Source organism: Erwinia sp. BNK-24-b (assembly GCF_047456155.1).
Taxonomy (GTDB): domain Bacteria; phylum Pseudomonadota; class Gammaproteobacteria; order Enterobacterales; family Enterobacteriaceae; genus Erwinia; species Erwinia phyllosphaerae.
On record NZ_CP179901.1, the window covers coordinates 298,266 to 318,720 of the forward strand.

Consider the following 20,455-nt stretch of genomic DNA (forward strand, 5'->3'; position numbering starts at 1 on the left):
GGATAAGCCATGCCACGTTCTCTCAAGAAAGGTCCATTTATTGACCTGCACTTGCTGAAGAAGGTAGAGAAAGCGGTGGAAAGCGGAGACAAGAAGCCTTTGCGCACCTGGTCCCGTCGTTCAACGATCTTCCCTAACATGATCGGTTTGACCATCGCTGTCCATAATGGTCGTCAGCACGTTCCTGTCTTTGTTTCCGACGAAATGGTCGGTCACAAACTGGGTGAATTTGCACCGACTCGTACTTATCGCGGCCACACTGCTGATAAGAAAGCCAAGAAACGCTAACAGGAGGAAGAGATGGAAACTATCGCTAAACATCGCCACGCTCGTTCTTCTGCTCAGAAGGTTCGCCTGGTAGCAGATCTTGTACGCGGTAAGAAAGTGTCGCAGGCTCTGGACATTTTGACCTACACCAATAAGAAAGCGGCTGTACTGGTCAAGAAAGTTCTGGAATCTGCCATTGCTAACGCCGAACACAACGATGGCGCTGACATTGATGATCTGAAAGTCACGAAGATCTTCGTAGACGAAGGCCCAAGCATGAAGCGCATTATGCCGCGTGCAAAAGGTCGTGCAGATCGCATCCTGAAGCGCACCAGCCACATTACTGTGGTTGTGTCCGATCGCTGAGACTCTGGAGACTAGCAATGGGTCAGAAAGTACATCCTAATGGTATTCGCCTGGGTATTGTTAAACCCTGGAACTCTACCTGGTTCGCAAATACCAAAGAATTCGCTGACAACCTGGACAGCGATTTTAAAGTACGCCAGTTCCTGACGAAAGAACTGGCTAAAGCGTCCGTATCTCGTATCGTTATCGAGCGTCCGGCTAAGAGCATCCGTGTGACTATTCACACCGCTCGTCCTGGCATCGTGATCGGTAAGAAAGGCGAAGACGTAGAAAAACTGCGCAAGGTCGTAGCGGATATCGCTGGCGTTCCTGCACAGATCAATATCGCCGAAGTCCGTAAACCGGAACTGGACGCTAAGCTGGTTGCTGACAGCATCACTTCACAGCTGGAGCGTCGCGTGATGTTCCGTCGTGCGATGAAGCGTGCTGTACAGAACGCAATGCGTCTGGGCGCTAAAGGGATCAAAGTTGAAGTTAGTGGCCGTCTGGGCGGTGCTGAAATCGCGCGTACCGAATGGTACCGTGAAGGCCGCGTGCCGTTGCACACCCTGCGTGCTGACATTGACTACAACACCTCTGAAGCGCACACCACTTATGGTGTAATCGGCGTTAAGGTATGGATCTTCAAAGGCGAGATCCTGGGTGGTATGGCTGCTGTTGAACAACCGGAACCGGCTGCTCAACCTAAAAAGCAGCAGCGTAAAGGCCGTAAGTAAGGAGAGTCGCTGATGTTACAACCAAAGCGTACAAAATTCCGTAAAGTGCACAAAGGCCGCAACCGTGGTCTGGCGCAGGGTACGGATGTTAGCTTCGGTACTTTCGGTCTGAAAGCTGTTGGCCGTGGTCGTCTGACTGCACGTCAGATCGAAGCAGCACGTCGTGCTATGACCCGTGCAGTTAAGCGTCAAGGTAAAATTTGGATCCGTGTATTCCCGGACAAACCAATTACCGAGAAGCCGCTGGAAGTGCGTATGGGTAAAGGTAAAGGTAACGTGGAGTATTGGGTTGCCTTGATCCAGCCAGGTAAAGTCCTGTATGAAATGGACGGTGTTCCGGAAGAGCTGGCCCGTGAAGCATTCAAGCTGGCAGCAGCAAAACTGCCTATCAAAACCACCTTTGTAACTAAGACGGTGATGTAATGAAAGCAACAGAGCTGCGTGAGAAAAGCGTTGAAGAGCTGAACACTGAGCTGCTTAACCTGCTGCGTGAGCAGTTCAACCTGCGCATGCAGGCAGCATCCGGCCAGCTGCAACAGACTCATCTGTTGAAGCAAGTGCGTCGTGATGTTGCACGCGTTAAGACTTTACTGACTGAGAAGGCGGGTGCGTAATGACCGATAAAATCCGTACTCTGCAAGGTCGTGTGACTAGCGACAAAATGGAGAAATCCATTGTTGTAGCTATCGAACGTTTCGTGAAACACCCAATCTACGGTAAGTTCATTAAGCGTACGACCAAACTGCACGTACATGACGAGAACAATGAATGTGGTATCGGCGACAAGGTTGAAATCCGTGAGTGCCGCCCACTGTCCAAGACTAAGTCCTGGACCCTGGTTCGCGTTGTAGAGAAAGCGGTTCTGTAAGAACTTCTTCTCTCTGAAAAACCCCCGCTTGCGGGGGTTTTTTCTTTTCTGCCTTCCCACATCCCTTCTCAAAACTGCCTCAGTTTAATAAGACCGTTAAGCGTAACGATCGGGATCACATTAAATTCTTTCTCAGCGCTTAAAATAGTTTTTCCGTTCAGCCACGCTGAGCATGCTGCGCAGGACGCGTGGATAAGTCCTGTATCGGGAAACCTACATGGAACGTGACGATGTGCAATCAACCTGATTATACCCGCCGCCTCTTGCTAACCTTACCGCTGCTCGCCGCTTCCTCTGAGCTTTTTGCCGCCGGGCTTGCTTTTCCCACTACGACAGCAACTCGCGCTACGTCGCCAGAACGTACCCTATTGCTGAAGAATGCGGATCTCATAGTCACTATGGATGCTGACAGACGGGAAATAAAAAATGGCAGTGTTTTAATAAGAGGTAATGTCATTGCTGCCGTTGGTAAAGCGGCGGAACTGCCGGGCCAGGCAGATAAAACTATCAATATGCAGGGGCATATCGTTATCCCTGGATTGATCAATACCCATCACCATATGTACCAAAGCCTGACGCGAGTGATTCCGGCAGCCCAGGATGGCGAACTGTTTAAGTGGATCACCAGCCTCTATCCGATCTGGCAAAAAATGACGCCTGAGACGATCCGTATCTCTACCATGATGTCCATGGCCGAGCTTGTGCTGTCAGGCTGTACTACCTCAAGCGATCACCTTTACCTTTACCCTAACGGCTGTCGGCTGGATGACAGTATTGAAGCTGCTGCCATTATGGGCATGCGCTTTCATGCCAGCCGGGGCAGTATGAGTGTTGGGCAAAGTAAGGGAGGATTACCGCCAGACTCGCTGGTAGAAAATGAAGCGGTAATCCTTGCGGATACGCAGCGGGTTATTGAACGCTACCATGATGCTTCTCCGGGAGCCATGGTGCGTATTGTAGTCGCGCCCTGTTCACCCTTTTCCGTTAGCCAAAATCTCATGAAGGAGTCGGCAAGCCTGGCGCGTAGCTATAACGTCTCCATGCATACGCACCTGGCAGAAAACGATAACGATGTCCGCTACAGCCGGGAAAAGTTTAACCGCACGCCGGCGCAGTATGTCGAGGACTTAGGATGGGTAGGGCGGGATGTCTGGCACGCTCACTGCGTTAAGCTGGACGATTATGGGATTGAGCTTTTTGCGCGTACCGGCACTGGCGTGGCGCATTGTCCATGTTCAAATATGCGTCTGGCCTCCGGCATCGCGCCAGTCCGAAAAATGTTAGATAAGGGTATAAATGTTGGGCTGGGTGTTGACGGTTCGGCATCGAACGACACGGCAGACATGATAGCAGAGGTCCGTCAGGCACTGCTGTTACAGCGGGTTGGCTTTGGCCCTGATGCAATGACGGCCAGACAGGCGCTTGAGCTGGCTACGCTTGGCGGAGCCAGAGTTCTTAACCGGGATGACGTGGGGGCTATAGCACCGGGCATGATGGCGGATATCGCTGTTTTCGATCTCAATCGGCCGGGACTGGCGGGCGCAGGTCACGATCCCCTTGCCGCACTGGTTTTTTGTAACCCCGGAACCGTAGCCTACAGCATTATCAACGGGCGGATTATCGTAGACAAAGGACAGCTTGCCCTGGTGGACTTAGCGCAAATCATTGCAGAACATAACAGGCTGGCCTCTACGCTTTACCCTTAAGCTGACGTCTGGCCGTTCACAAAGCCGCCATTTTTTCGGGGCGGCTTCAGATTTATAACGATAAACCTCAACAAGCTGAAGAAGTGTGCAGATTACGATTGCTACCGGATGAACAATTCCTTAGAATGTCGCGTTCCTCAATTCGAGGATCAAATATCGACTCGATATGAGTCGTTTATTTTTTCTACCCATATGCGAGAAGCGGTGTTATAATGCTGCGCCCTCAATAATGGGGCTTTTATACGACCTGAATCAGGTCCCGAAGTAGTAGTTGACATTAGCGGAGCACTAAAATGATCCAAGAACAGACTATGCTGAACGTCGCCGACAACTCCGGTGCACGTCGCGTAATGTGTATCAAGGTTCTGGGTGGCTCGCACCGTCGCTACGCAGGCGTAGGCGATATCATCAAAATTACCATCAAGGAAGCAATTCCTCGCGGTAAGGTTAAGAAAGGTGATGTGCTGAAGGCGGTAGTGGTGCGCACCAGGAAGGGTGTTCGTCGCCCGGACGGTTCTGTCATTCGCTTCGATGGTAATGCATGCGTTATTCTGAACAATAACAGCGAGCAGCCTATCGGAACGCGTATTTTTGGGCCGGTAACTCGTGAACTTCGTACTGAAAAGTTCATGAAAATTATCTCTCTGGCACCAGAAGTACTCTAAGGAGCGAAAAATGGCAGCTAAAATCCGTCGCGATGACGAAGTTATCGTGCTGACCGGCAAAGATAAAGGTAAGCGCGGTAAAGTTAAAAATGTCCTGTCTTCTGGCAAGGTCATTGTTGAAGGTATCAACCTGGTGAAGAAACATCAGAAGCCGGTTCCGGCTCTGAACCAACCAGGTGGCATCGTTGAAAAAGAAGCCGCTATTCAGGTTTCCAACGTTGCACTTTACAACACTGCCACCGGCAAGGCTGACCGTGTAGGCTTTAGATTCGAAGACGGCAAAAAAGTCCGTTTCTTCAAGTCTAACAGCGAAACTATCAAGTAATTTGGAGTAGTACGATGGCGAAACTGCATGATTACTACAAAGACGAAGTAGTTAAAAAACTCATGACTGAGTTTAGCTACAATTCTGTCATGCAAGTCCCTCGGGTCGAGAAGATCACCCTGAACATGGGTGTTGGTGAAGCGATCGCTGACAAGAAACTGCTGGATAACGCAGCAGCAGATCTGGCAGCAATCTCCGGTCAAAAGCCGTTTATCACCAAAGCACGCAAATCAGTTGCAGGCTTCAAAATCCGTCAGGGCTATCCGATCGGCTGTAAAGTGACTCTGCGTGGCGAGCGCATGTGGGAGTTCTTTGAGCGTCTGATCTCTATTGCTGTACCGCGTATCCGTGACTTCCGTGGCTTGTCCGCTAAGTCATTCGACGGTCGTGGTAACTACAGCATGGGCGTTCGTGAGCAGATCATCTTCCCAGAAATCGACTATGACAAAGTCGATCGCGTTCGTGGTTTGGATATTACCATTACCACTACTGCGAAATCTGACGATGAAGGCCGTGCTCTGCTGGCTGCCTTTGACTTCCCGTTCCGCAAGTAAGGTAGGGTTACTTCATGGCTAAGCAATCGATGAAGGCACGCGAAGTCGTTCGCGTAAAACTGGCTGATAAATACCGCGCTAAACGCGAGGAATTAAAAGCTATCATCTCTAGTGTGAACTCATCCGACGAAGAACGTTGGAATGCAGTTCTCAAGCTGCAAACTCTGCCGCGTGATTCCAGCCCGTCCCGTCAGCGTAACCGCTGCCGCCAAACTGGCCGTCCACATGGTTATGTGGGCAAATTCGGGTTGAGCCGTATCAAGTTGCGTGAAGCCGCTATGCGCGGTGAAGTACCTGGCTTGAAAAAGGCTAGCTGGTAATTACCAATTGAATCACGGGAGTAAAGACAGATGAGCATGCAAGATCCGATCGCGGATATGCTGACCCGTATCCGTAACGGTCAGGCCGCGAACAAAGTTGCGGTCACCATGCCTTCCTCCAAGCTGAAAGTGGCAATTGCCAACGTGCTGAAGGAAGAAGGATATATTGAAGAATTTAAAATCGAAGGCGACACCAAGCCAGAACTGGAACTGACTCTTAAGTATTTCCAGGGCAAGGCTGTGGTAGAAAGCATTCAGCGTGTAAGCCGTCCAGGTCTGCGTATCTACAAACGCAAAGACGAACTGCCAAAAGTAATGGCTGGACTGGGTATCGCTGTTGTTTCTACCTCTAAAGGTGTTATGACCGATCGTGCAGCGCGCCAGGCTGGTCTTGGTGGCGAAATTATCTGCTACGTAGCTTAACGGAGGAAAGAATGTCTCGTGTTGCTAAAGCACCTGTCGTCATTCCTGCCGGCGTAGAGGTAAAACTCGACGGTCAGGTTATTTCGATTAAAGGTAAAAACGGCGAGCTGACTCGTACTCTCAACAATGCTGTAGAAGTTAAGCATGCTGACAACGCTCTGACTTTCGCTCCGCGCGAAGGTTTCACAGACGGTTGGGCACAGGCTGGTACTTCTCGCGCACTGCTGAACAGTATGGTTATCGGTGTTACCGAAGGCTTCACTAAGAAGCTGCAGCTGGTTGGTGTAGGTTATCGTGCGGCCGTTAAAGGCAACGCTGTGAGTCTGGCCCTGGGCTTTTCTCACCCTGTTGAACACGCGCTGCCTGCGGGAATCACTGCTGAATGTCCAACTCAGACTGAGATCGTGCTGAAAGGCGCTGATAAACAGCTGATTGGTCAGGTTGCAGCCGATCTGCGCGCCTACCGTCGTCCTGAGCCTTATAAAGGCAAGGGTGTTCGTTACGCCGACGAAGTCGTGCGTACCAAAGAGGCTAAGAAGAAGTAAGGTAACACTATGGATAAGAAATCTGCTCGTATCCGTCGTGCGACCCGCGCACGCCGCAAGCTCAAAGAGCTGGGTGCAACTCGCCTGGTGGTACATCGTACCCCGCGTCATATTTACGCACAGGTAATTGCTCCTAACGGTTCTGAAGTTCTGGTTGCTGCTTCTACAGTAGAAAAAGCAATCAGTGAGCAACTGAAGTACACCGGAAACAAAGACGCCGCCGCAGCTGTTGGTAAAGCAGTCGCTGAGCGCGCAATCGAAAAAGGCATCACTGGTGTTTCTTTCGACCGCTCTGGTTTCCAATATCATGGTCGTGTCCAGGCACTGGCAGATGCTGCCCGTGAAGCTGGCCTACAGTTCTAAGGTAGAGGTGTAAGATGGCACACATCGAAAAACAAGCTGGCGAACTGCAGGAAAAGCTGATCGCGGTAAATCGCGTATCGAAAACCGTTAAAGGTGGTCGTATCTTCTCTTTCACTGCTCTGACAGTGGTAGGTGACGGTAACGGTCGCATCGGTTTTGGTTACGGTAAAGCGCGTGAAGTTCCAGCAGCGATCCAGAAAGCGATGGAAAAAGCCCGTCGCAATATGATTAACGTCGCGCTGAACGACGGTACCCTGCAGCACCCTGTTAAAGGTGTGCACACAGGTTCTCGTGTGTTCATGATGCCGGCTTCTCAAGGTACCGGTATCATTGCCGGCGGTGCAATGCGCGCCGTACTGGAAGTCGCTGGGGTTCATAACGTTCTGGCTAAAGCCTACGGTTCCACTAACCCGATTAACGTGGTTCGTGCAACGCTGGATGGCCTGGCCAACATGAATTCCCCAGAAATGGTCGCTGCCAAGCGTGGCAAATCCGTTGAAGACATTCTGGGGTAATGACCATGGCTAAGACTATTAAAATTACTCAAACCCGCAGTTCGATCGGACGTTTGCCGAAACACAAGGCAACGCTGCTTGGCCTGGGTCTGCGTCGTATTAACCACACCGTAGAGCGTGAAGACACGCCAGCTGTACGCGGTATGGTTAACGCGATTTCCTACATGGTTAAAGTGGAGGAGTAACAGATGCGTTTAAATACTCTGTCTCCGGCCGACGGGTCTAAACACGCTTCCAAGCGTCTGGGTCGTGGTATCGGTTCTGGCCTCGGTAAAACCGGTGGTCGTGGTCACAAAGGTCAGAACTCTCGTTCTGGCGGTGGCGTACGTCGCGGGTTCGAAGGTGGCCAGATGCCTCTGTACCGTCGTCTGCCGAAATTCGGTTTCACCTCTCGCAAATCAATGGTTACGACAGAAGTTCGTCTGTCTGACCTGGCGAAAGTTGAAGGCGGGATCGTCGACCTGAACACGCTGAAAGCAGCCAACATTATCGGTATTCAGATTGAATTCGCTAAGGTTATCCTGTCTGGCGAAGTCTCTGCACCGGTAACGGTTCGCGGTCTGCGTGTCACTAAAGGCGCTCGTGCTGCAATCGAAGCTGCTGGCGGTAAAATTGAGGAATAAGTAGCAGATGGCTAAGCAACCGGGATTAGATTTTCAAAGTGCCAAAGGTGGTTTTGGCGAACTAAAACGCAGACTTCTGTTTGTGATTGGTGCGCTGATTGTTTTCCGCATTGGCTCTTTTATTCCAATCCCTGGTATCGATGCCACTGTACTTGCCAAACTGCTTGAGCAACAGCGTGGCACCATCATTGAAATGTTTAACATGTTCTCTGGTGGTGCTCTGAGCCGTGCTTCTATCTTTGCCCTGGGTATTATGCCGTATATTTCGGCCTCTATTATTATCCAGCTGCTCACCGTGGTTCATCCCGCGCTGGCAGAAATAAAGAAAGAAGGGGAGGCTGGCCGTCGTAAGATTAGCCAGTACACCCGCTACGGCACACTGGTACTGGGTATATTTCAGTCTATCGGTATTGCTACCGGTCTGCCGAATATGCCTGGAATGCAGGGCCTGGTGTTAAATCCAGGCTTTGCCTTCTACTTTACCGCTGTTGTAAGCCTGGTGACCGGGACAATGTTCCTGATGTGGCTGGGCGAACAGATTACTGAGCGAGGTATCGGCAACGGTATCTCTATCATAATCTTCGCTGGTATCGTTGCGGGATTACCGCCGGCCATTGGCCATACCATCGAGCAAGCGCGGCAAGGCGACCTGCACTTCCTCCTGTTACTGTTGGTTGCAGTTCTTGTATTTGCAGTGACCTTCTTCGTTGTTTTCGTTGAGCGTGGTCAACGCCGCATTGTGGTGAACTATGCGAAACGTCAGCAAGGCCGTCGTGTCTATGCTGCGCAGAGCACACATTTACCGTTGAAAGTGAACATGGCAGGGGTTATCCCGGCAATCTTTGCTTCCAGCATTATTCTGTTCCCGGCGACCATCGCGTCATGGTTCGGGGGCGGTACCGGTTGGAACTGGCTGACGACTATTTCAATGTATTTGCAGCCTGGTCAACCGCTTTATGTGCTACTCTATGCGACTGCAATCATCTTCTTCTGTTTCTTCTATACGGCGTTGGTTTTCAACCCGCGTGAAACAGCAGATAACCTGAAGAAGTCTGGTGCATTTGTACCAGGAATTCGTCCGGGAGAACAGACGGCGAAGTATATTGATAAAGTAATGACACGCCTCACTCTGGTGGGTGCGCTCTACATTACTTTCATCTGCCTAATCCCGGAGTTCATGCGTGATGCAATGAAAGTTCCATTCTACTTCGGCGGTACCTCACTGCTGATCGTAGTTGTTGTCATCATGGACTTTATGGCTCAAGTGCAAACTCTGATGATGTCCAGTCAGTATGAGTCTGCATTGAAGAAAGCAAACCTGAAAGGCTACGGCCGTTAATTCAGGCGCTTGAGAAGTTACGGAGAGTAAAAATGAAAGTTCGTGCTTCCGTCAAGAAATTATGTCGTAACTGCAAAATCATCCGTCGTGATGGTGTCGTACGTGTGATTTGCAGCGCCGAGCCTAAGCATAAACAGCGTCAGGGCTAATATTTTTCTTGCAAAGTCGGGTTGAGCTGGCTAGATTAGCCAGCCAATCTTTTGTATGTCTATGCGTTTTCCATTTGAGTATCCTGAAAACGGGCTTTTCAGCATGGGGCGCATATTTGAATAGTAGGAGTGCATAGTGGCCCGTATAGCAGGCATTAACATTCCTGATCATAAACATACCGTTATCGCCTTAACCGCGATTTTCGGCATCGGCAAGACCCGCTCACAGGCTATCTGTGCATCAACGGGAATCGCTGAAAATGTTAAGATCAGTGAGCTGTCTGAAGAACAAATCGACATTCTGCGTGACGCAGTTGCAAAGTTTGTTGTTGAAGGCGATCTGCGTCGTGAAGTCACCCTGAGCATCAAGCGTCTGATGGACCTTGGTTGCTATCGTGGTTTACGTCATCGTCGTGGTCTTCCAGTACGCGGTCAGCGTACCAAGACCAACGCACGTACCCGCAAGGGTCCGCGTAAACCGATCAAGAAATAATCGGGGTGATTGAATAATGGCAAAGGCACCAGTTCGTGCACGCAAGCGTGTAAGAAAGCAAGTCTCTGATGGCGTGGCTCATGTCCATGCATCTTTCAACAACACCATCGTGACCATTACCGATCGTCAGGGTAACGCGCTGGGTTGGGCAACAGCCGGTGGTTCCGGTTTCCGTGGTTCTCGTAAATCTACGCCGTTCGCTGCACAGGTTGCCGCAGAACGTTGCGCAGACGCCGTGAAAGAGTACGGTATTAAGAACCTGGAAGTTATGGTTAAGGGTCCTGGTCCGGGCCGCGAATCAACGATTCGTGCTCTGAACGCTGCTGGTTTCCGCATCACTAATATTACTGATGTGACTCCGATCCCTCACAACGGTTGTCGTCCGCCGAAAAAACGCCGCGTATAACGCCCGTTTTTTAGGAATGTTGGAGAAAGAAAATGGCAAGATATTTGGGTCCTAAGCTCAAGCTGAGCCGTCGCGAAGGTACAGACCTCTTCCTGAAGTCTGGCGTTCGCGCGATTGATACCAAGTGTAAGATTGAACAAGCCCCTGGCCAGCACGGTGCGCGTAAACCGCGTCTGTCTGACTATGGCGTACAGTTACGTGAAAAGCAAAAAGTTCGTCGTATCTACGGCATTCTGGAGCGTCAGTTCCGTAACTATTATAAAGAAGCAGCACGTCTGAAAGGCAACACCGGTGAAAACCTGTTAGCTCTGCTGGAAGGTCGTCTGGATAACGTAGTTTATCGTATGGGCTTTGGTGCCACTCGTGCAGAAGCACGTCAGCTGGTTAGCCACAAATCCATCATGGTAAATGGTCGCGTTGTTAGCATCGCTTCTTATCAGGTAACTCCGAATGACGTTGTTAGCATCCGTGAGAAAGCCAAAAAGCAGTCTCGCGTGAAAGCCGCTCTGGAGCTGGCTGAGCAGCGTGAAAAGCCAACCTGGCTGGAAGTTGATGCAACTAAGATGGAAGGTGTGTTCAAGCGTATTCCTGAACGTACCGATCTGTCTGCGGACATTAACGAACACCTGATCGTCGAGCTTTACTCCAAGTAAAGCTTAGTACCAAAGAGAGGACACAATGCAGGGTTCTGTGACAGAGTTTCTAAAACCGCGCCTGGTAGATATCGAGCAAGTGAGTTCGACGCACGCCAAGGTGACCCTTGAGCCTTTAGAGCGTGGCTTTGGCCATACTCTTGGTAACGCACTGCGCCGTATTCTGCTTTCATCAATGCCGGGTTGCGCGGTGACCGAGGTTGAAATTGATGGTGTACTGCACGAGTACAGCACCAAAGAGGGCGTACAGGAAGATATCCTGGAAATCCTGCTCAACCTGAAAGGGCTGGCGGTAAGAGTTCAGGGGAAAGATGAAGTTATTCTCACTCTGAATAAATCTGGCATTGGCCCTGTGACTGCAGCCGATATCACCCATGATGGTGATGTCGAAATCGTCAAGCCGCAGCACGTGATCTGCCACCTGACTGATGAGAACGCGGCTATCAGCATGCGTATCAAAGTTCAGCGTGGTCGCGGTTATGTGCCGGCTTCTGCCCGAATTCATTCGGAAGAAGATGAGCGCCCGATCGGTCGTCTGTTAGTCGACGCTTGCTACAGCCCTGTAGAACGTATTGCCTACAATGTTGAAGCAGCGCGTGTTGAACAGCGTACTGACCTGGACAAGCTGGTCATCGAAATGGAAACCAACGGCACAATCGATCCTGAAGAGGCGATTCGTCGTGCGGCAACCATTCTGGCTGAACAACTGGAAGCTTTCGTTGACTTACGTGATGTACGTCAGCCGGAAGTGAAAGAAGAGAAACCAGAATTCGATCCGATCCTGCTGCGCCCTGTTGACGATCTGGAATTGACTGTCCGCTCTGCTAACTGCCTTAAGGCAGAAGCTATCCACTACATCGGTGATCTGGTACAGCGTACCGAGGTTGAGCTGCTTAAAACGCCTAACCTTGGTAAAAAATCTCTTACCGAGATTAAAGACGTGCTGGCTTCTCGTGGTCTGTCTCTGGGCATGCGCCTGGAAAACTGGCCGCCCGCTAGCATCGCTGATGAATAACCCGATCACAGGTTAAGGTTTCACTGAGAAGGATAAGGTCATGCGCCATCGTAAGAGTGGTCGTCAACTGAACCGCAACAGCAGCCATCGCCAGGCTATGTTCCGCAACATGGCAGGCTCTTTGGTTCGTCATGAAATCATCAAGACGACCCTGCCAAAAGCGAAAGAGCTGCGTCGTGTAGTTGAACCGCTGATTACTCTTGCCAAGACCGACAACGTAGCTAATCGTCGTCTGGCATTCGCCCGCACTCGTGATAACGAGATCGTGGCAAAACTGTTTAACGAGCTGGGCCCGCGTTTCGCGAGCCGTGCCGGTGGATACACTCGTATTCTGAAGTGTGGCTTCCGCGCTGGTGACAACGCTCCGATGGCTTACATCGAGCTGGTTGATCGTCCAGAAGCTCAAGCAGAAGCAGCAGAGTAATATCTGCCGCAATCTGGAAAAACCGGGCGTATGCCCGGTTTTTTTATGCCTGTTATTCCCCCATCCTCCCGCCACGCGTTATGCTTTCCCTTTTCCACTCATTCGTGAGGTGACCATGTGGTTAATTGACCAACTGGTAGAGCAGCACATTACTGAAGCACAAAAAAACGGCGAGTTTGATAACCTGCCCGGTAACGGCAAAAAGCTACAGCTTGATGACGACAGCCATGTGCCAGCCGAACTGCGTGCGGCCTACAGGCTGTTAAAAAACTCGGGCTATCTGCCGCCAGAACTGGAAATGCGTCGGGAAGCCATTGAGCTAAATGAATTGCTGGCTGGCCTGGAGCCAGAAGACGCCACCCGCGATCACTATGCCAGGCGGCTTGCACTTCTGGAAAGTAAACTTCGACAGGCGGGAATGGATACCGGTTTTCTCAGAAAGGAATATGGTGAGCGTTTGCAGCAGCGGCTATTCGGAGATAAATAATGTACAAAATTGGTCAGCTTGCGAAGCTTGCGGAGGTAACGCCAGATACCATTCGCTACTACGAAAAGCAGCAGATGATGGAGCACGAGATCCGCACCGAAGGCGGCTTTCGGTTATACAGTGAAAACGATCTTCAGCGTCTACGGTTTATCCGCTATGGCAGGCAGCTTGGCTTTACGCTGGAAGCGATCCGGGAGCTGTTGTCGATCCGCGTTGATCCCGAACATCATACCTGTCAGGAATCTAAAACTATCGTACAAAGCAGACTTTCAGAAGTTGAAACAATGATCGCAGAGTTACAGCGCATGCAGCGCTCGCTAAAAAGGCTTAACGATGCCTGCTGCGGCACGGCTCACAGCAGCGTTTATTGCTCTATTCTTGAAGCACTGGAAAAAGGCGCTCTGTCCCCGCAGACGGATTGATCTTTACGCATTTCAGGCCTATATTCTTTGCCGAAACCAACATGAGGAAATCGTAATGACCAGGTATCAGCACAAAAAAGGTGTTATCCGCGATAATGCTTTAGAAGCTTTGCTGCACGATCCGCTATTCAAAACGCGAATCGAAGCCAATAAGAAAGGTAAAGGTAGCTATCGACGTAAGGACAAACATGTAGCCCGGGAGGCCAGTGGTAAAGCAGACTTTACCACTGGCCTTCTGCTTTCTGGGGCAGAAAAAAACCGCCAGCTGAGGGCGGTTCCCGGTAAAGCGCTATAAAATTAAATCTGACCGTTTTTCTGCTTGAGCAGATCGCGGATTTCGGTCAGCAGCGTCTCTTCTGCGCTGACTTTCGGTGCCGGTTTTTCTACTTCTTTCTTCTTGTGCAGCTTGTTCATCAGCTTGATTGCCAGGAAGATAGCAAATGCCACGATAATAAAATCGAACACGCTTTGCAGGAAGATACCGTACTGCATTACAACGGCAGGCGTATCGCCCGCTGCCGGTTTCAGCACCCAGCTAAACTGTTTAAAATCAATCCCACCAATCAGTAACCCCAGCGGTGGCATAATAATGTTTGCCACCAGAGATGAAACGATCTTACCGAATGCTGCACCGATAATGACACCGACCGCCAGATCGACAACGTTGCCGCGCATAGCAAAATCGCGAAACTCTTTGAATAAACTCATTGTTATCTCCTTTCCTGTGCCAGTTGGTAAGTCTAACAAACGAACCGGCTTTTGCCATGTTCAGGCAGGAGAAAAACGGCCGGATGCAGAAAACTTCGGCGAAAGCGAGTCCCGCATGAGCAGGCGGGTAGCGGGCGGATGAATTCCGCCCCTGAGTCAGAGAAAGAACGGGCTTGGCTGGAACAGGCGTTCAACATCGGAGACAAACTTTTTATCGGTCAGGAACATCACCACATGATCGCCTTGTTCAATTCGCAGATTGTCATTAGCTATCATCACGTCATCTCCACGTACAACCGCCCCAATAATAGTTCCCGGCGGCAGCTTGATGTCGTTGATCGATCTGCCGACAACGCGCGAGGTGGTTTCATCGCCATGTGCGATGGCTTCAATTGCCTCGGCAACACCCCGGCGTAAAGAGGAAACCCCCACGATGTCAGCTTTTCGTACATGGCTTAACAGTGCAGAAATGGTGGCCTGCTGCGGTGAAATAGCAATATCGATCACGCTGCCCTGAACAAGATCGACATAGGCTTTACGCTGGATCAGCACCATCGCTTTTTTGGCACCCATCCTTTTGGCCAGCATCGCCGACATGATATTCGCTTCATCGTCGTTAGTGATGGCAATAAAAAGATCGATTTGATCGATGTGCTCTTCTGCAAGCAGCTCCTGATCGGACGCGTCGCCATAAAAAACAATCGTATTCTGCAAAAGCTCGGCCAGCTCTGCAGCGCGTTGCTGATTACGTTCAATCAATTTCACGCTGTAGTTTTTTTCCAGCTGCTGCGCCAGGCCAAAACCAATATTGCCGCCGCCCACAATCATAATGCGCTTGTAAGGCTTTTCCAGACGCTGATATTCGCTCATTACCGCCCGAATATGTTGACTGGCGGCAATAAAGAAGACTTCGTCACCTGCTTCAACAATGGTCGAGCCTTGCGGACGGATAGGGCGATCCTGGCGGAAGATAGCGGCTACGCGCGTATCGATATGCGGCATATGTTCACGCATAACGGCTAAAGGATTACCCACCAGCGGCCCGCCGTAATAGGCTTTTACCACGGCCAGACTCACTTTACCTTCGGCAAAATTCACCACCTGCAACGCACCCGGGTACTCAATTAAGCGGTAAATATTGTCGATAACCAGCTGCTCGGGCGAGATCAGATGATCGATCGGGACGGCTTCCGGAATAAACAGTTTTTCCGCATCGCGCAGATAATCCGGCGCGCGGATACGAGCAATCCGGTTAGGCGTATTAAACAGGGAGTAGGCAACCTGACAGGCAACCATGTTCGTTTCATCTGAACTGGTTACCGCCACCAGCATATCTGCATCTTCCGCGCCTGCTTCTCGCAACACTCGTGGATGGGAACCATGCCCCTGCACAACGCGTAGATCGTATTTATCCTGAAGCTGACGCAGGCGGCCGGAATCCGTATCCACTACGGTAATATCGTTGTTTTCACCTACCAGGTTTTCAGCGAGCGTTCCGCCAACCTGTCCGGCACCAAGAATGATAATTTTCATTATGCTTCAGTCTGTTCAGAAGGAAATAATGAGGCCGGACAAGCCGGCCACGGCGTTATTTTTTTACCAGTTTCGCATAGTAAAATCCGTCGCCGTCCAGGGCGTCAGGAAATACCTGTAGTCCGGGCGTTTCGCCGTCACCGATGCTGCACAGTACCGCATCATCATGGCGCGTCAGGAATGCCGTTATTTGCTGATGGTTTTCTTCCGGCAGCACCGAGCAGGTAGCATACAAAAGCGTACCGCCAGACTTAAGGTAAGGCCAGATCGCATCCAGAATCTGCTGCTGAACAGCAACCAGTTCCGGGATATCCCGATCGCGGCGTAGCCATTTGATATCCGGATGACGACGAATAACGCCGGTTGCCGAACAAGGTGCGTCCAGTAAAATGCGGTCAAACTGCCTGTTCGCGCACCATTTTTCCGGCGTCGTGCCATCACCCGTTTTGACTTCGGCCGTCATATTCAGACGTTGCAGGTTTTCACTAACCCTGGCCAGACGCTTAGCGTCAACATCAACGGCCATGACCTGCGCTTGCGGAGCGGCTTCCAGGATATGCGTGGTTTTTCCACCGGGCGCGGCGCAAAGATCCAGAATCGTTTCGCCGTTTTGTGGGTCAAGCAGAGCAACGCAACCCTGAGCCGAGGCATCCTGCACGGTTACCCAGCCTTGTTCGAAGCCGGGTAGCTGCGAGACGGCGCAAGGCGCTTCAAGGCGCAAAGCGTCCGCGTGACGTGGGTGAGGTTCGGCATTCTTGCCGGCTTCCTGCAATAGCGCCAGCCAGGCTGCGCGGCTGTGGTACTGGCGATTAACGCGTAGCCACATCGGTGGACGCTGATTATTGGCTTCTGTAATTTGTTGCCAGTTCTCAGGCCAGGCGCGCTTTAATCTTTCCAGCAGCCACTTTGGATGCAGATACTGCTGGTCGCCTTTGCCCATTGCAGCGGTTAGCTCATCCTGTCTACGCTGGAACTGACGCAATACGCCATTGATCAGGCCTTTTAGCTGCGGTCGCTTAAGAGCGATGGCGCCTTCAACGGTTTCGGCCAGCGCGGCATGCGCCGGGATGCGGGTGAACAGCAGCTGATAAAGACCAACCATGATCAAAAAATGGATAGCGCGCTGCTTGCCCGTCATTGGGCGTTCCATCAGCTGACCGATAACCCATTCCAGCTGCGGTAGCGTACGGAGAACACCGTAACAAAGTTCCTGTAGCAGCGCGGCATCTTTGTCGCTCAGTGATTTCTGGGCGGCGGGCAGTACATTGCTCAGCGACTCTCCCTGTTCGACTACTTTTACAATAGTCTCGGCAGCCAGGCTGCGCAGATTGGTATTTTTTTTCATAGGATCGCTTTAAACTGCACCCGGCACGAAACCGGGTGAAAAATCAGGCAAGGATGTTGCCGACGGTGAACCATTCACGGCGGGAGTTCAGCAGATCCTGGGCTTTCATGGCTTTTTTACCGGCAGGCTGCAGCTCTTCAATATTTAAAACGCCGTCCGTGGTGGCAATCTGAATGCCGTTTTTGTCAGCCTGAATGATTTCGCCAGGTTGCTTCGCGACATGAGGCAGCACGGAGGCTTTCCAGACTTTTACCGGCTGATCTTCAACGGTAAAGTAGCTGACCGGCCAGGGATTGAAAGCGCGAATACAGCGCTCAAGCTGGGCGGCGGAGAGTGACCAGTCCAGCTTCGCCTCTTCTTTACTCAGTTTTTCCGCATAGCTGACCAGCGTCTCATCCTGCACTTCAGGATTTGCCGTGCCGTTTGCCAGCTGCTCAAGCGTATCCAGCATGCCTTGCGGGCCAAGTTCAGCAAGCTTCTGGTAAAGGCTGGCGCTGGTATCGGAAGCGTCGATAGGGCAGGCTAGCTTATGCAGCATATCGCCGGTATCCAGCCCTGGATCCATCTGCATGATGGTCACGCCTGTTTGTGTGTCGCCCGCCCACAATGAACGTTGAATAGGTGCGGCGCCACGCCATTTCGGCAGCAGCGAACCATGCACATTGATACAGCCCAGACGCGGCATAGCCAGCACCGCCGCAGGCAGGATCAGACCGTAGGCTACTACGACCATCACATCGGCATGCAGTTGGGCAACCAGCTGCTGGTTTTCTTCCGGACGAAGAGATTTTGGCTGGAATACGGGAATATTATGCTGTTCAGCCAGCTGCTTAACCGGGCTGGCAGTGAGCTTGTTGCCACGTCCGGCAGGACGATCGGGCTGGGTAAAAACGGCGACGACTTTGTGGCTGGACGACAATAGCGCGTCAAGGTGACGCGCTGCAAAGTCAGGCGTGCCGGCAAAGATAATATTTAAAGAGTCGGACACGGGGTTCCCTTCTTCAGATGGTCATCAATCCTGCGAGGTCTGGCGGTAAAGTTTTTCCAGCTTTTTACGAATACGATCGCGCTTCAGCGGCGAAAGGTAATCGATAAAAAGCTTGCCGACCAGGTGATCCATTTCGTGCTGGATACAGATAGCCAGCAGGCCGTCAGCTTCCAGCTCGTAACTTTTACCTTCTCTGTCCAGCGCGCGGATTTTCACTTTTTCAGCACGCGGCACCAGCGCCCGCTGTTCCGGGATAGAGAGACAACCTTCTTCAATACCCGTATCGCCGCTTTTCTCTAACAGCTCCGGGTTGATCAGCACCAGGCGTTCGTCACGATTTTCAGAAACGTCGATAACGATAATACGCTGATGAATATCAACTTGCGTGGCTGCCAGACCGATACCTTCTTCGGCGTACATCGTTTCGAACATATCGTCCACGATACGCTGAATATCGGCATTCACTTCTGCAACGGGTTTAGCGACGATGCGAAGGCGATCGTCGGGATAATGTAATACCTGCAAAACGGACATAACTTTCCAGATTTGTGTTCAAGGGATAAGAGATTTATCCCTCTTATTGTAGACATTTCGCCTCATGATTGACAGCATTCCCGCTACGTTAACCAAAGGGCTAAGCAAGGATTGCATTATGACGTCAACGGAGATTTGGCTGCGTCTGTCGGGGGTTAAAAAATTATCTGTCGACCGCTGTTCGCAGTTAGCGACTACGCTGCATAAAACGGAAAAAACAGAAAAAGAGCAGCTGTATAAGGCAGGGCTTGATTCGGAGCAGGTCAGCGCTTTTCTGGAGACGGATAAGATTCTTATCGATCGGACCGTCGCCTGGCTGGCTCATCCAGACCATCATCTTATAACCTGCGACAGCGCCTTTTATCCTTCATTGCTAAAAAACATTAGCGATGCTCCCTTACTGCTTTACGTCATGGGCGATCCCGCTTTGCTTGCGATGCCGCAGATTGCCATTGTCGGCAGCCGTAACTGCTCGGCCTACGGCAGAAACTGGGGAACCTGTTTCGCACAGGCGCTGGCGTTAAGCGGGATCGCTATCACCAGTGGCCTGGCGCTGGGCATAGATGGTATTGCCCATCGAGCCGCGTTAGAAGTAAAAGGCCGAACGCTGGCAGTGCTGGGCAGCGGCCTGCAAAAAATATATCCACGACAACACGCCTCGCTGGCAAAAGAAATTGTCGCTGCGGGTGGTGCTGTCATCTCTGAGTTTCCTCTTACCGCCGCGCCGCTTCCCTGGCATTTTCCTTACCGTAACCGGATTATTAGCGGATTAAGCCTGGGTGTGCTGGTGGTTGAGGCGGCGATGCAAAGCGGATCGCTGGTGACGGCTCGACTGGCGCTGGAGCAAAACCGCGATGTCTATGCCGTACCCGGCGCGGTGGGTAATCCCGGCAGTGAAGGTACGAACTGGTTGATTCAACAGGGCGCTTTGCTCACCGCCCACCCCAATACGATTCTGGAGCAGTTGCAAAGTGAACTGAAATGGCTGCCCGCTGTACAAAATTCATCAACATATTCTTCTGTACAGGACAATAGTTCATTGCCATTTGCCGATGTGTTGGCTAACGTAGGAGATGAGGTTACACCTGTTGACGTCGTCGCTGAACGTGCCTGCCAACCTGTGCCAGTCATCGTAGCTAAGCTGCTTGAACTGGAGTTAGCAGGTTGGATTTCAGCTGTACCCGGCGGCTATGTCCGATTGAGGAGGGCAAGCCATGTTCGACGTACTGATGTATTTATTTGAGACGTATATCCATAGCGAAGCCGAAATGCGCGTCGATCAGGATAAATTGACGGATGATTTAACCGATGCCGGTTTTCATCGTGAAGACATTTATAATGCGTTGAACTGGCTGGAAAAGCTGGCGGACTATCAGGATGGCCTGGCCGCGCCGTTTTTACTGGCGGCCGATCCGCTCTCAATGCGGATCTATACGGAAGAAGAAAGCCAGCGGTTAGACGCTAACTGTCGCGGCTTTATTCTGTTTCTGGAACAAATTCAGGTGCTGAATCTGGAAACCCGTGAAATGGTGATTGAACGTATCATGGCGCTGGATACGCTTGATTTCGATCTTGAAGATCTCAAATGGGTGGTGCTGATGGTGCTGTTTAATATTCCCGGATGTGAAAACGCCTATCAGCAGATGGAAGAGCTACTTTTCGACGTCAATGAAGGAATAGTGCACTGAAGATCCTCTTCGTGT

34 protein-coding genes are annotated in these 20,455 nt (G+C 51.2%); 29 read left to right on the plus strand and 5 right to left on the minus strand.

Annotation, left to right across the window (positions count from 1 at the left end; translation table 11 throughout):
* Window positions 1–9: 9 nt before the first annotated feature.
* From rpsS to ACMGGR_RS01480, 27 genes are all read left to right on the plus strand, one after another.
* Window positions 10–288: a 30S ribosomal protein S19 gene (gene rpsS, locus ACMGGR_RS01350; protein ID WP_013204132.1), complete on the plus strand. Its 279-nt coding sequence runs from the start codon at window positions 10–12 to the stop codon at window positions 286–288.
* 12 nt (window positions 289–300) lie between these two features.
* Window positions 301–633: a 50S ribosomal protein L22 gene (gene rplV, locus ACMGGR_RS01355; protein ID WP_000447532.1), complete on the plus strand. Its 333-nt coding sequence runs from the start codon at window positions 301–303 to the stop codon at window positions 631–633.
* 17 nt (window positions 634–650) lie between these two features.
* Window positions 651–1,349, plus strand: a complete 699-nt coding sequence (gene rpsC, locus ACMGGR_RS01360) for a 30S ribosomal protein S3 (RefSeq protein WP_002919766.1) — start codon at window positions 651–653, stop codon at window positions 1,347–1,349.
* Window positions 1,350–1,361: 12 nt separating this feature from the next.
* The gene (gene rplP / locus ACMGGR_RS01365) at window positions 1,362–1,772 is read left to right on the plus strand and encodes a 50S ribosomal protein L16 (RefSeq protein WP_002438716.1); all 411 of its coding nucleotides are present in this window, start codon (window positions 1,362–1,364) and stop codon (window positions 1,770–1,772) included.
* Window positions 1,772–1,963 (plus strand): 50S ribosomal protein L29, encoded by a 192-nt coding sequence (gene rpmC, locus ACMGGR_RS01370; RefSeq protein WP_025902044.1) that lies wholly within the window; start codon window positions 1,772–1,774, stop codon window positions 1,961–1,963. Before rplP ends, rpmC begins: the two co-directional genes overlap by 1 nt.
* Window positions 1,963–2,217 carry a 30S ribosomal protein S17 gene (gene rpsQ / locus ACMGGR_RS01375; protein WP_024966581.1) on the plus strand — a complete coding sequence of 85 codons (255 nt, stop codon included), beginning with the start codon at window positions 1,963–1,965 and terminating at the stop codon, window positions 2,215–2,217. Before rpmC ends, rpsQ begins: the two co-directional genes overlap by 1 nt.
* Before the next feature lie 230 nt (window positions 2,218–2,447).
* On the plus strand, window positions 2,448–3,923 hold the full coding sequence (locus ACMGGR_RS01380) for an 8-oxoguanine deaminase (protein WP_414148000.1): 1,476 nt from the start codon (window positions 2,448–2,450) through the stop codon (window positions 3,921–3,923).
* Between the two features lie 293 nt (window positions 3,924–4,216).
* Window positions 4,217–4,588, plus strand: a complete 372-nt coding sequence (rplN, locus tag ACMGGR_RS01385) for a 50S ribosomal protein L14 (protein WP_004160583.1) — start codon at window positions 4,217–4,219, stop codon at window positions 4,586–4,588.
* A 10-nt stretch (window positions 4,589–4,598) separates the two neighbouring features.
* Window positions 4,599–4,913, plus strand: a complete 315-nt coding sequence (gene rplX, locus ACMGGR_RS01390) for a 50S ribosomal protein L24 (RefSeq protein ID WP_020322770.1) — start codon at window positions 4,599–4,601, stop codon at window positions 4,911–4,913.
* A gap of 14 nt (window positions 4,914–4,927) precedes the next feature.
* Window positions 4,928–5,467 carry a 50S ribosomal protein L5 gene (gene rplE, locus ACMGGR_RS01395; protein WP_056232433.1) on the plus strand — a complete coding sequence of 180 codons (540 nt, stop codon included), beginning with the start codon at window positions 4,928–4,930 and terminating at the stop codon, window positions 5,465–5,467.
* Window positions 5,468–5,481: 14 nt separating this feature from the next.
* Window positions 5,482–5,787, plus strand: a complete 306-nt coding sequence (rpsN, locus tag ACMGGR_RS01400; protein ID WP_062749332.1) for a 30S ribosomal protein S14 — start codon at window positions 5,482–5,484, stop codon at window positions 5,785–5,787.
* Between the two features lie 30 nt (window positions 5,788–5,817).
* Entirely contained in the window at window positions 5,818–6,210 is a 393-nt protein-coding gene (gene rpsH / locus ACMGGR_RS01405) for a 30S ribosomal protein S8 (protein ID WP_052902739.1), read from the plus strand.
* 11 nt (window positions 6,211–6,221) lie between these two features.
* Window positions 6,222–6,755: a 50S ribosomal protein L6 gene (gene rplF / locus ACMGGR_RS01410; RefSeq protein WP_246761067.1), complete on the plus strand. Its 534-nt coding sequence runs from the start codon at window positions 6,222–6,224 to the stop codon at window positions 6,753–6,755.
* Window positions 6,756–6,764: 9 nt separating this feature from the next.
* A complete protein-coding gene (rplR, locus tag ACMGGR_RS01415) occupies window positions 6,765–7,118 on the plus strand; it encodes a 50S ribosomal protein L18 (RefSeq protein ID WP_004160572.1) in 354 nt (117 codons plus the stop codon).
* Window positions 7,119–7,132: 14 nt separating this feature from the next.
* Complete coding sequence (rpsE, locus tag ACMGGR_RS01420; protein ID WP_020322763.1) at window positions 7,133–7,633, plus strand: 30S ribosomal protein S5; 501 nt, start codon at window positions 7,133–7,135, stop codon at window positions 7,631–7,633.
* A 5-nt stretch (window positions 7,634–7,638) separates the two neighbouring features.
* Complete coding sequence (gene rpmD / locus ACMGGR_RS01425; RefSeq protein WP_004160569.1) at window positions 7,639–7,818, plus strand: 50S ribosomal protein L30; 180 nt, start codon at window positions 7,639–7,641, stop codon at window positions 7,816–7,818.
* A 3-nt stretch (window positions 7,819–7,821) separates the two neighbouring features.
* Window positions 7,822–8,256 carry a 50S ribosomal protein L15 gene (gene rplO, locus ACMGGR_RS01430; protein ID WP_125290979.1) on the plus strand — a complete coding sequence of 145 codons (435 nt, stop codon included), beginning with the start codon at window positions 7,822–7,824 and terminating at the stop codon, window positions 8,254–8,256.
* 7 nt (window positions 8,257–8,263) lie between these two features.
* On the plus strand, window positions 8,264–9,595 hold the full coding sequence (gene secY, locus ACMGGR_RS01435) for a preprotein translocase subunit SecY (protein ID WP_124233601.1): 1,332 nt from the start codon (window positions 8,264–8,266) through the stop codon (window positions 9,593–9,595).
* Between the two features lie 32 nt (window positions 9,596–9,627).
* On the plus strand, window positions 9,628–9,744 hold the full coding sequence (gene rpmJ, locus ACMGGR_RS01440) for a 50S ribosomal protein L36 (RefSeq protein ID WP_004160566.1): 117 nt from the start codon (window positions 9,628–9,630) through the stop codon (window positions 9,742–9,744).
* A gap of 136 nt (window positions 9,745–9,880) precedes the next feature.
* Window positions 9,881–10,237, plus strand: coding sequence for a 30S ribosomal protein S13 (gene rpsM, locus ACMGGR_RS01445; RefSeq protein ID WP_048917626.1), 357 nt, complete (start codon window positions 9,881–9,883; stop codon window positions 10,235–10,237).
* Window positions 10,238–10,253: 16 nt separating this feature from the next.
* Window positions 10,254–10,643 (plus strand): 30S ribosomal protein S11, encoded by a 390-nt coding sequence (gene rpsK / locus ACMGGR_RS01450; RefSeq protein ID WP_034899652.1) that lies wholly within the window; start codon window positions 10,254–10,256, stop codon window positions 10,641–10,643.
* Window positions 10,644–10,675: 32 nt separating this feature from the next.
* Window positions 10,676–11,296, plus strand: coding sequence for a 30S ribosomal protein S4 (gene rpsD / locus ACMGGR_RS01455; protein ID WP_246761065.1), 621 nt, complete (start codon window positions 10,676–10,678; stop codon window positions 11,294–11,296).
* A gap of 25 nt (window positions 11,297–11,321) precedes the next feature.
* On the plus strand, window positions 11,322–12,311 hold the full coding sequence (locus ACMGGR_RS01460; protein ID WP_002919219.1) for a DNA-directed RNA polymerase subunit alpha: 990 nt from the start codon (window positions 11,322–11,324) through the stop codon (window positions 12,309–12,311).
* 40 nt (window positions 12,312–12,351) lie between these two features.
* Window positions 12,352–12,735 (plus strand): 50S ribosomal protein L17, encoded by a 384-nt coding sequence (gene rplQ, locus ACMGGR_RS01465; RefSeq protein ID WP_246761064.1) that lies wholly within the window; start codon window positions 12,352–12,354, stop codon window positions 12,733–12,735.
* A 115-nt stretch (window positions 12,736–12,850) separates the two neighbouring features.
* Window positions 12,851–13,222 carry a DUF1992 domain-containing protein gene (locus ACMGGR_RS01470; RefSeq protein WP_246761062.1) on the plus strand — a complete coding sequence of 124 codons (372 nt, stop codon included), beginning with the start codon at window positions 12,851–12,853 and terminating at the stop codon, window positions 13,220–13,222.
* Window positions 13,222–13,644 carry a Zn(2+)-responsive transcriptional regulator gene (zntR, locus tag ACMGGR_RS01475; RefSeq protein WP_246761061.1) on the plus strand — a complete coding sequence of 141 codons (423 nt, stop codon included), beginning with the start codon at window positions 13,222–13,224 and terminating at the stop codon, window positions 13,642–13,644. The genes ACMGGR_RS01470 and zntR overlap by 1 nt, the downstream gene beginning before the upstream one ends.
* Before the next feature lie 55 nt (window positions 13,645–13,699).
* On the plus strand, window positions 13,700–13,939 hold the full coding sequence (locus ACMGGR_RS01480) for an alternative ribosome-rescue factor A (RefSeq protein WP_414148001.1): 240 nt from the start codon (window positions 13,700–13,702) through the stop codon (window positions 13,937–13,939).
* Between the two features lie 2 nt (window positions 13,940–13,941).
* Here the strand turns inward: ACMGGR_RS01480 and mscL are convergent, their stop codons facing one another.
* From mscL to def, 5 genes are all read right to left on the minus strand, one after another.
* Entirely contained in the window at window positions 13,942–14,352 is a 411-nt protein-coding gene (gene mscL, locus ACMGGR_RS01485; protein WP_246761057.1) for a large-conductance mechanosensitive channel protein MscL, read from the minus strand.
* Window positions 14,353–14,508: 156 nt separating this feature from the next.
* Window positions 14,509–15,885 (minus strand): Trk system potassium transporter TrkA, encoded by a 1,377-nt coding sequence (trkA, locus tag ACMGGR_RS01490; RefSeq protein ID WP_246761055.1) that lies wholly within the window; start codon window positions 15,883–15,885, stop codon window positions 14,509–14,511.
* Between the two features lie 55 nt (window positions 15,886–15,940).
* Window positions 15,941–17,230 carry a 16S rRNA (cytosine(967)-C(5))-methyltransferase RsmB gene (rsmB, locus tag ACMGGR_RS01495; protein WP_414148002.1) on the minus strand — a complete coding sequence of 430 codons (1,290 nt, stop codon included), beginning with the start codon at window positions 17,228–17,230 and terminating at the stop codon, window positions 15,941–15,943.
* A gap of 43 nt (window positions 17,231–17,273) precedes the next feature.
* Window positions 17,274–18,218, minus strand: a complete 945-nt coding sequence (gene fmt, locus ACMGGR_RS01500; RefSeq protein WP_246761051.1) for a methionyl-tRNA formyltransferase — start codon at window positions 18,216–18,218, stop codon at window positions 17,274–17,276.
* 24 nt (window positions 18,219–18,242) lie between these two features.
* Window positions 18,243–18,752, minus strand: a complete 510-nt coding sequence (gene def / locus ACMGGR_RS01505) for a peptide deformylase (protein ID WP_246761049.1) — start codon at window positions 18,750–18,752, stop codon at window positions 18,243–18,245.
* A gap of 118 nt (window positions 18,753–18,870) precedes the next feature.
* On the opposite strand from def, the gene dprA reads away from it, so the two are divergent.
* Both dprA and smg read left to right on the plus strand, forming a co-directional pair.
* On the plus strand, window positions 18,871–19,995 hold the full coding sequence (gene dprA / locus ACMGGR_RS01510) for a DNA-protecting protein DprA (protein ID WP_246761047.1): 1,125 nt from the start codon (window positions 18,871–18,873) through the stop codon (window positions 19,993–19,995).
* A complete protein-coding gene (gene smg / locus ACMGGR_RS01515) occupies window positions 19,967–20,440 on the plus strand; it encodes a DUF494 family protein Smg (protein WP_246761045.1) in 474 nt (157 codons plus the stop codon). Before dprA ends, smg begins: the two co-directional genes overlap by 29 nt.
* Window positions 20,441–20,455: the final 15 nt, after the last annotated feature.

Coding starts and splice junctions, on each gene's coding strand:
- rpsS (WP_013204132.1), top strand. CDS start 10: ATGCCACGTTCTCTCAAGAAAGGTCCATTTATTGACCTGCACTTGCTG.
- rplV (WP_000447532.1), top strand. CDS start 301: ATGGAAACTATCGCTAAACATCGCCACGCTCGTTCTTCTGCTCAGAAG.
- rpsC (WP_002919766.1), top strand. CDS start 651: ATGGGTCAGAAAGTACATCCTAATGGTATTCGCCTGGGTATTGTTAAA.
- rplP (WP_002438716.1), top strand. CDS start 1,362: ATGTTACAACCAAAGCGTACAAAATTCCGTAAAGTGCACAAAGGCCGC.
- rpmC (WP_025902044.1), top strand. CDS start 1,772: ATGAAAGCAACAGAGCTGCGTGAGAAAAGCGTTGAAGAGCTGAACACT.
- rpsQ (WP_024966581.1), top strand. CDS start 1,963: ATGACCGATAAAATCCGTACTCTGCAAGGTCGTGTGACTAGCGACAAA.
- ACMGGR_RS01380 (WP_414148000.1), top strand. CDS start 2,448: ATGTGCAATCAACCTGATTATACCCGCCGCCTCTTGCTAACCTTACCG.
- rplN (WP_004160583.1), top strand. CDS start 4,217: ATGATCCAAGAACAGACTATGCTGAACGTCGCCGACAACTCCGGTGCA.
- rplX (WP_020322770.1), top strand. CDS start 4,599: ATGGCAGCTAAAATCCGTCGCGATGACGAAGTTATCGTGCTGACCGGC.
- rplE (WP_056232433.1), top strand. CDS start 4,928: ATGGCGAAACTGCATGATTACTACAAAGACGAAGTAGTTAAAAAACTC.
- rpsN (WP_062749332.1), top strand. CDS start 5,482: ATGGCTAAGCAATCGATGAAGGCACGCGAAGTCGTTCGCGTAAAACTG.
- rpsH (WP_052902739.1), top strand. CDS start 5,818: ATGAGCATGCAAGATCCGATCGCGGATATGCTGACCCGTATCCGTAAC.
- rplF (WP_246761067.1), top strand. CDS start 6,222: ATGTCTCGTGTTGCTAAAGCACCTGTCGTCATTCCTGCCGGCGTAGAG.
- rplR (WP_004160572.1), top strand. CDS start 6,765: ATGGATAAGAAATCTGCTCGTATCCGTCGTGCGACCCGCGCACGCCGC.
- rpsE (WP_020322763.1), top strand. CDS start 7,133: ATGGCACACATCGAAAAACAAGCTGGCGAACTGCAGGAAAAGCTGATC.
- rpmD (WP_004160569.1), top strand. CDS start 7,639: ATGGCTAAGACTATTAAAATTACTCAAACCCGCAGTTCGATCGGACGT.
- rplO (WP_125290979.1), top strand. CDS start 7,822: ATGCGTTTAAATACTCTGTCTCCGGCCGACGGGTCTAAACACGCTTCC.
- secY (WP_124233601.1), top strand. CDS start 8,264: ATGGCTAAGCAACCGGGATTAGATTTTCAAAGTGCCAAAGGTGGTTTT.
- rpmJ (WP_004160566.1), top strand. CDS start 9,628: ATGAAAGTTCGTGCTTCCGTCAAGAAATTATGTCGTAACTGCAAAATC.
- rpsK (WP_034899652.1), top strand. CDS start 10,254: ATGGCAAAGGCACCAGTTCGTGCACGCAAGCGTGTAAGAAAGCAAGTC.
- rpsD (WP_246761065.1), top strand. CDS start 10,676: ATGGCAAGATATTTGGGTCCTAAGCTCAAGCTGAGCCGTCGCGAAGGT.
- ACMGGR_RS01460 (WP_002919219.1), top strand. CDS start 11,322: ATGCAGGGTTCTGTGACAGAGTTTCTAAAACCGCGCCTGGTAGATATC.
- rplQ (WP_246761064.1), top strand. CDS start 12,352: ATGCGCCATCGTAAGAGTGGTCGTCAACTGAACCGCAACAGCAGCCAT.
- ACMGGR_RS01470 (WP_246761062.1), top strand. CDS start 12,851: ATGTGGTTAATTGACCAACTGGTAGAGCAGCACATTACTGAAGCACAA.
- zntR (WP_246761061.1), top strand. CDS start 13,222: ATGTACAAAATTGGTCAGCTTGCGAAGCTTGCGGAGGTAACGCCAGAT.
- ACMGGR_RS01480 (WP_414148001.1), top strand. CDS start 13,700: ATGACCAGGTATCAGCACAAAAAAGGTGTTATCCGCGATAATGCTTTA.
- mscL (WP_246761057.1), bottom strand. CDS start 14,352: ATGAGTTTATTCAAAGAGTTTCGCGATTTTGCTATGCGCGGCAACGTT.
- trkA (WP_246761055.1), bottom strand. CDS start 15,885: ATGAAAATTATCATTCTTGGTGCCGGACAGGTTGGCGGAACGCTCGCT.
- rsmB (WP_414148002.1), bottom strand. CDS start 17,230: ATGAAAAAAAATACCAATCTGCGCAGCCTGGCTGCCGAGACTATTGTA.
- def (WP_246761049.1), bottom strand. CDS start 18,752: ATGTCCGTTTTGCAGGTATTACATTATCCCGACGATCGCCTTCGCATC.
- dprA (WP_246761047.1), top strand. CDS start 18,871: ATGACGTCAACGGAGATTTGGCTGCGTCTGTCGGGGGTTAAAAAATTA.
- smg (WP_246761045.1), top strand. CDS start 19,967: ATGTTCGACGTACTGATGTATTTATTTGAGACGTATATCCATAGCGAA.